Below are 311 nucleotides of genomic sequence, written 5' to 3'. Positions count from 1 at the left end.
CTCATGCGGCAGGCGAAGGTGGAGAGGAAGAGCGTGCAGTTCATGATGGCGAGGATGCCGGTAGAGATTGGCGGAGTGGCCTATTACAAGATACTGCTCTCGAATCCGATACTCAGATAGAGGCATGGGCCGGAGGAGTCCGGCTGTATATGACATGACGGAGACAGGTGCATCCGACGGGACAGGAGCCCGGAGGATGTGCCTGTTTTTATGCGCCGCCATGTTTACACACGGACATGCGGTTGTCACCGGCCGGCATAAGGTCACTCCGAAAAGACCGGGAAACGGCATTGCCGGAGGATAATGATACC

General features: G+C 56.6%; 1 protein-coding gene. It reads left to right on the top strand.

All coding sequences use genetic code 11. The features are described 5' to 3' along the window. Nucleotides 1–124 precede the first annotated feature (124 nt). Nucleotides 125–304, top strand: a complete 180-nt coding sequence (locus KTG12_RS21560; protein WP_004295309.1) for a hypothetical protein — start codon at nt 125–127, stop codon at nt 302–304. Nucleotides 305–311 lie beyond the last annotated feature (7 nt).

The sequence above is a fragment of the Parabacteroides sp. MSK.9.14 genome, from assembly GCF_019041495.1.
In the GTDB taxonomy this organism is placed as follows: Bacteria; Bacteroidota; Bacteroidia; order Bacteroidales; family Tannerellaceae; genus Parabacteroides; species Parabacteroides merdae.
The sequence above is the reverse complement of the archived record's forward strand: the minus strand, read 5'-3'. Positions and strand labels throughout refer to the sequence as shown.

Bases quoted from the DNA above. Each gene is read 5' to 3' on its own strand.
- KTG12_RS21560 (WP_004295309.1), top strand. From the start codon at position 125: ATGGGCCGGAGGAGTCCGGCTGTATATGACATGACGGAGACAGGTGCA.